Annotated in this window: 6 protein-coding genes; 5 read left to right on the plus strand and 1 reads right to left on the minus strand. The window is 46.5% G+C overall.

The features are described 5' to 3' along the window. Nucleotides 1–127 precede the first annotated feature (127 nt). Nucleotides 128–769 carry a TMEM175 family protein gene (locus FD01_RS04050; RefSeq protein WP_054717538.1) on the minus strand — a complete coding sequence of 214 codons (642 nt, stop codon included), beginning with the start codon at nucleotides 767–769 and terminating at the stop codon, nucleotides 128–130. Nucleotides 770–1,106: 337 nt separating this feature from the next. On the opposite strand from FD01_RS04050, the gene FD01_RS04055 reads away from it, so the two are divergent. From FD01_RS04055 to FD01_RS04075, 5 genes are read left to right on the plus strand one after another with little or no spacing between them, the layout of a single operon-like run. Continuing rightward, nucleotides 1,107–1,646: a helix-turn-helix domain-containing protein gene (locus FD01_RS04055; RefSeq protein ID WP_054717539.1), complete on the plus strand. Its 540-nt coding sequence runs from the start codon at nucleotides 1,107–1,109 to the stop codon at nucleotides 1,644–1,646. 15 nt (nucleotides 1,647–1,661) lie between these two features. Continuing rightward, entirely contained in the window at nucleotides 1,662–2,750 is a 1,089-nt protein-coding gene (locus FD01_RS04060) for an ABC transporter ATP-binding protein (protein WP_056962742.1), read from the plus strand. A gap of 5 nt (nucleotides 2,751–2,755) precedes the next feature. Then, entirely contained in the window at nucleotides 2,756–3,574 is an 819-nt protein-coding gene (locus tag FD01_RS04065) for an ABC transporter permease (RefSeq protein ID WP_054717542.1), read from the plus strand. After that, on the plus strand, nucleotides 3,571–4,395 hold the full coding sequence (locus FD01_RS04070; protein WP_056962744.1) for an ABC transporter permease: 825 nt from the start codon (nucleotides 3,571–3,573) through the stop codon (nucleotides 4,393–4,395). The genes FD01_RS04065 and FD01_RS04070 overlap by 4 nt, the downstream gene beginning before the upstream one ends. Next, entirely contained in the window at nucleotides 4,379–5,452 is a 1,074-nt protein-coding gene (locus tag FD01_RS04075; protein WP_056962747.1) for an ABC transporter substrate-binding protein, read from the plus strand. Before FD01_RS04070 ends, FD01_RS04075 begins: the two co-directional genes overlap by 17 nt. Nucleotides 5,453–6,060 lie beyond the last annotated feature (608 nt).

Raw genomic sequence — 6,060 nt, forward strand, 5'->3', positions numbered from 1 at the left:
TTTTGTGTGGTAGCTCAATTAGAGGACAAGCGGTCTTCTTTTGTCAATTTATCCTTATGACTCGGACCTAACCGAGAGAAACTTTACACCTAGAGTATCCTCGGCGCTAATTCGCTTGACAGTGGCCTCAGCGCTTATTCAACGCCTGCTTCTTCACACCAATATGGATCACTTTGGAGAACCGCAAGTAGGCGACAAAATGAAAAACGACGCCAGCAACTAACAACGCTCCGGCTAAGACGTTCGAGAAAAAGCTGGCCCCGATCGACAATAGATAAATGCATACCGAACGCGCTGGATCCATGCGAATGCGGTTGTAGTGTTGCTCGATGCCATTCAAGTTGCGCAACTCCGGATTGCTTTCCAAGAAGCGATACACGACTAAGAAACTTCCAGAAATCAAAATTGCGACCACATCATACACGATAAACGCGATTTGAATATCGGCTTGATTGCCATTGGTCAGCGCTTCGATCAACAACACCATGGCGTAATTGACCAAGGTGACGGTAAACAACAACCCCAGATTTAAAATATTCAGCGTGCGGTTGGTGCGCTTAACGGATAAGAAATAGTCGTGATGAAATAACCAGCTCGTGCCGACATAAAAATAGGACATCGCATACATCAAAAACAAAGGCACTTGTTGGCCAAGCACCCGGCCCAAGCTCCCAGGATGAATCGTTTCTGGTTTAAATTCTAAAATTAAAATCGTTAGCAAAATGGCAAAGACGCCGTCGCTTAACGCGTTGATCCGTTCTTTGGTCATGGTTTCACCTCACGTGAACATTTTACATTGAAATAGTAAGTAATGTAAAAGTTTCGCGTTCATGGCAAAACAGCGAAATTATGCAGGCGTTGCCAAGCATTGTCCGTTTGTATCACCGAGCAAAAGGATCCAAAAAGCTAATGCGTGCCGCTGGGGCGCCTGTCACGTTTTTGTCATCACAATGCCACAAATTTTTTAGTTGAAACTGCTTGTAAATGTTATCATCGCCAGTATAATTAAGCGTTGGTATTAAACAAATAGTTTAGTTTAAGCAAACTCGGCGCGTGACCATTCCGCGCCATCATGGGGTTGCGTCGGAATGATATGGGGGTGTGCCGTGGATATAGGCCAGAAAATTCGCGATTTACGGATCCAAAAAAATTTGACCCAAGAAGAGCTTGGGGAACGCACCGACTTGTCCAAAGGCTACATTTCCCAGCTGGAGCACGATCAATCGTCACCTTCGATGGAGACCTTTTTTGATTTATTGAACGTGCTTGGCCAAACGCCGGCGCAATTTTTTACAGAAACGCCAAATCAACAACTGGTGTACACCAAAGCTGATCAAGTGGTGTATGAAGACCAAGAGCGCGGCTACAATTTGCGCTGGTTGGTACCAGAATCCAACGAAAACGAAATGGAGCCAGTGATGATCCAATTCGATCACGCTGGCGAATTTAAGACTTTTGAACCCAGCCCGGCAGAAACCTTTGTCTATGTGGTGTCAGGCCGGGTGCAATTGGCGCTAGGCGATCAGTGTTACGTCGCCAAAAAAGGGGAAACGATTTACTTTCACGCGACGCAGCAACACAAAATTATCAACGTCGCCAAAACCACCTCGGAGATCCTCCTAGTGGCGACGGCATCTTATTTGTAATTTGGAGGGGACATTTTGAGCAAAACCATCATTGAATTGAAACATGTATCCAAAGTATATGGCGATACCGTGGTGTTAAAAGACATCAACATTGAAATTGAAGAAGGTAAGTTCTACACGCTGCTTGGCCCATCAGGCTCTGGGAAAACCACGATTTTGCGGGCGATCGCCGGCTTTTTAGACCCCAGCCAAGGGGACGTGTTGTTCAACGGCAAGCGCATCAACGAAATGCCTGCCAATGAACGCCCAGTCAACACCGTATTTCAAGATTACGCCTTATTCCCACACATGAATGTGTTTGAAAACGTCGCATACGGCTTGCGCATTCGCAAAACCGCCAAAAAAGACATTGAAGAACGTGTCGCTAACGCCTTAAAAATGGTGCGGTTAAACGGCTTTGCGGATCGTGAGATTTCCGAATTATCCGGTGGGCAACAACAGCGGGTCGCCATCGCGCGCGCCATTGTCTTAGAACCAGCGGTGTTATTACTGGATGAACCCTTATCCGCGTTGGATGCCAAGTTGCGCAAAGACATGCAATATGAATTGCGTGAATTGCAACAGCGCTTAGGCATCACGTTCTTGTTTGTCACGCATGACCAAGAAGAAGCTTTGGCATTGTCTGATGAAATTTTCGTCATGAACGACGGCGAAGTCCAACAATCTGGCACTCCAGTGGATATTTATGATGAACCGATCAACCATTTTGTCGCGGACTTTATCGGGGAATCCAACATTGTCGCTGGGCACATGATCCAAGATTACCTGGTGGAATTCAACGGCAAGACGTTTGAATGTGCTGATGCTGGGATGCGCCCGCATGAATCTGTTGAAGTGGTGTTGCGTCCAGAAGACTTGGACTTGGTGGCACCAGACGCCGGCAAAGTGACTGTGAAAGTCGATACCCAGTTGTTCCGCGGGGATTATTATGAAATCGTCGCGTATGATCAGTTGAACAATGAATGGCTGATCCACTCCACCAACCCTGCCAAAGATGGCGAGAATGTCGGGGTCACTTTTGACGCTGAAGATATTCATGTCATGCGCTTGAACGAAACTGAAGAAGATTTCGATGCCCGGTTGGAAAGCTATGAAGGGGAATAAAGCGCATGAAAAAATCATCGACCAATGTGGCCTTTTATGTGCCTTATGTGTTGTGGCTGGCGCTGTTTGTGATCGCGCCGTTGGTGTTGATCATTTATCAAAGTTTCTTTGATATCAACGGGCATTTTACCCTCAGCAACTATGCGACCTATTTTTCCAGCGGCACTTATATTTTAATGACCTTTAACTCAGTCTTTTATGCTTTCGTGATCACTGTGGTCACCTTAGCGATTTCTTATCCGACGGCGTACTTGTTGCATTACACCAAACACAAGCAGCTGTGGATCTTGTTGATCATTTTACCGACTTGGATCAACTTGTTGCTCAAAGCTTATGCCTTTATTGGCATCTTTTCGCAAAACGGTGGCATCAATACCTTCTTGAGCATGGTCGGCATCGGACCTAAGCAGTTCTTGTTTACTGATGCGGCGTTCATCTTCGTGGCCAGCTACATTGAAATTCCGTTTATGATCTTACCGATTTTCAACGGCATCGAAGAACTCAATGAATCGTTTGTCAATGCCTCGCGCGACCTTGGCGCCAAGTGGTGGCAAACCTTTACCAAGGTGATTTGGCCACTGACGATTTCTGGCGTTAAAGCAGGCGTGCAAGCCGTGTTTATTCCCAGCTTAAGCTTGTTCATGTTGACGCGCTTGATCGGTGGGAACCGCGTGATCACCTTAGGGACGGCGATCGAAGAGCATTTCTTAGTCACGATGAACTGGGGGATGGGCTCAACGATCGGCGTGGTGTTGATCGTGGCGATGTTTATCATCATGTTCTTAACTGGTGAACGTAAAAAGAAACGGGGGCGTCGTGCATGAAAAAAATGAAGCTCTCTAACTTATATTTATGGGTCGTATTTATTCTGCTATACGTCCCGATCATTTATTTGGTGATGTATTCCTTTTCTAAAGGCGACACCATGACCAACTTCCAAGGTTTTACCATGGCGCATTATCAAGAATTATTTGCTGACACACGCATGATCCAAATCGTGATCGACACGTTGTTGTTGGCCTTGTTGTCCAGTTTGATCGCGACAGCCATCGGCACGCTTGGCGCTTTGGCGATTCATCGCACCACCAAGCCTTTGATGAAAAATACCGTGTTGTCGTTGAACAATATTTTAATGGTATCTCCTGATGTCATTATTGGGGCGAGCTTTTTGATCTTCTTCACTGCATTGAAGATCCCGTTAGGCTTTGGGTCAGTACTGTTGGCGCATATCGCCTTTTCGATTCCGATCGTGGTGTTGATGGTGTTGCCTAAGCTGCAAGAAATGCGCCAATCGATGTTAGATGCGGCGCGGGACTTAGGTTCAAGTAATGCGCAGATTTTATCGCGAGTGATTTTACCATTTATCACACCAGGCATTTTCTCCGGCTTTTTCATGGCGTTCACTTATTCGCTGGATGACTTTGCCGTAACCTTCTTCGTCACTGGGAATGGCTTTTCCACGTTGGCGGTGGAAGTCTACGCCCGCGCGCGGCAAGGTATTTCGCTTGAAATCAATGCCTTGTCCGGCGTGATGTTTATCTTCGCCTTGTTGTTAGTGGTCGGGTATTACTTCATTCAAGAAGGCCAAGCTAAGCGCAAAGCTCATGCCAAAAAGGGAGGTCACGCACTTGAAAAAACTCATTAGCCTGACCGTGGCCGTGTTGTTGGTCGTTTTGGGATTGGCAGTTTGGTCAGCTGAACTGCAGAAATCCCAAGGCGCCACCGGTGACAACACCTTGAACTTGTACAACTGGGGCGATTATATCGATCCTAAGTTGATCACCAAGTTTGAAAAAGAAACCGGCTATCACGTCAATTATGAAACTTTCGATTCCAATGAAGCCATGTATACCAAGATCCAACAAGGTGGCACGTCGTATGATTTAGCCGTCCCATCGGAATACATGGTTGAAAAAATGAACAAGGCCCACATGTTATTGCCGATCGATCACAGTAAGCTGAAATATCTCAACACCTTCAACCCGGATGTAATGAATCGCAGTTTTGATCCTGGCAACAAATATTCGCTCCCATATTTTTGGGGAACATTGGGGATCATTTACAACGACAAGTTCGTGAAGCCTGGTGAGATCCAACATTGGGACGACTTATGGAAGCCGCAATTCAAAGATAATATCATGTTAGTCGACTCTGCACGCGATATTATGGGCTTCTCCTTGGTATCGTTAGGCAAGTCAATGAACACCACTGACGCGCCGACTTTGCAAGCGGCCAAAGCCAAGCTTGATTCCTTAGCCCCGAATGTCAAAGCCGTGGTGGCTGATGAAATCAAAATGTACATGGCGGAAAACGAAGCTGCCGTGGCCGTTGATTGGTCTGGTGAAGCAGCGGATATGATGGCAGAAAATTCCCATTTGCATTACTTGGTGCCATCAGAAGGCTCCAACTTGTGGTTTGATAACTTGGTGATCCCAAAGACCGCCAAGCACTTCAAAGCCATCTATGCTTTCTTGAACTTTATCAACAAGCCAGAAAATGCGGCGCAAAATGCAGAATACGTCGGCTACACCACGCCGAGTGCCAAGGCTCAGGCATTGTTGCCAAAGTCTGTGCGTGAAGACAAACAGTTCTATCCCAACGAAGCCATCATCAAGCGCTCTGAAGTCTACAAAGACCTCGATCCCTCAGTGGTTGGCTTATACAACGATTTGTTCCTCGAATTCAAAATGCATCGAAATTAACCGAAGCTCGGCATGTCAATTGGCATGCCGAGTTTTTTTACTCTTCCAGTTGGCGATATCAATAGCCTAACGGCACGAAAATTCGTGAGCTCCAGTGGCTTGGCGCCACTGCGGAAAACTGGACAAGTTGCCGGTGCGGCCGGTTGCAGCTCTCGAACAAAAATCGTTCGAGGAGCTTTCACCTAGATTTTGAACCAAAGAAAATCACTTTGTTTCAAAATCTACCGGTAGAATCTGCGCGAACCGCCAAAAATCGGCGTTTCACTTGATTCTACTGCCACAGGCAATTGTCCAGTTTTCCTCCGTTCTGCCAAGTCGCTTCCGTTCACAAACTTTCTCGGTTGATATCACAAGCTTACAGATTAAATACGCTCACATTACGGCATCATCGATTATATTGAATGTGGCATCAACGTTGGCATGACGTGTTTCGTAGCTATCAGGTGCCAGTGGCCTAATGAAGTGGAAGTGATTTGAAACTGGGACGGAAGCTGGCCGTCGATACATAGTGAGAACGCAGTTGGTGGTGCCCGCTAAAGGCATTGCGTTCCGCAGGTCGAGATCCACTTTTAATATGAGCAACGCGAATATTGAAAGTTAGCTCGGCC

This window comes from Lacticaseibacillus manihotivorans DSM 13343 = JCM 12514 (assembly GCF_001435035.1).
GTDB classification, from domain to species: domain Bacteria; phylum Bacillota; class Bacilli; order Lactobacillales; family Lactobacillaceae; genus Lacticaseibacillus; species Lacticaseibacillus manihotivorans.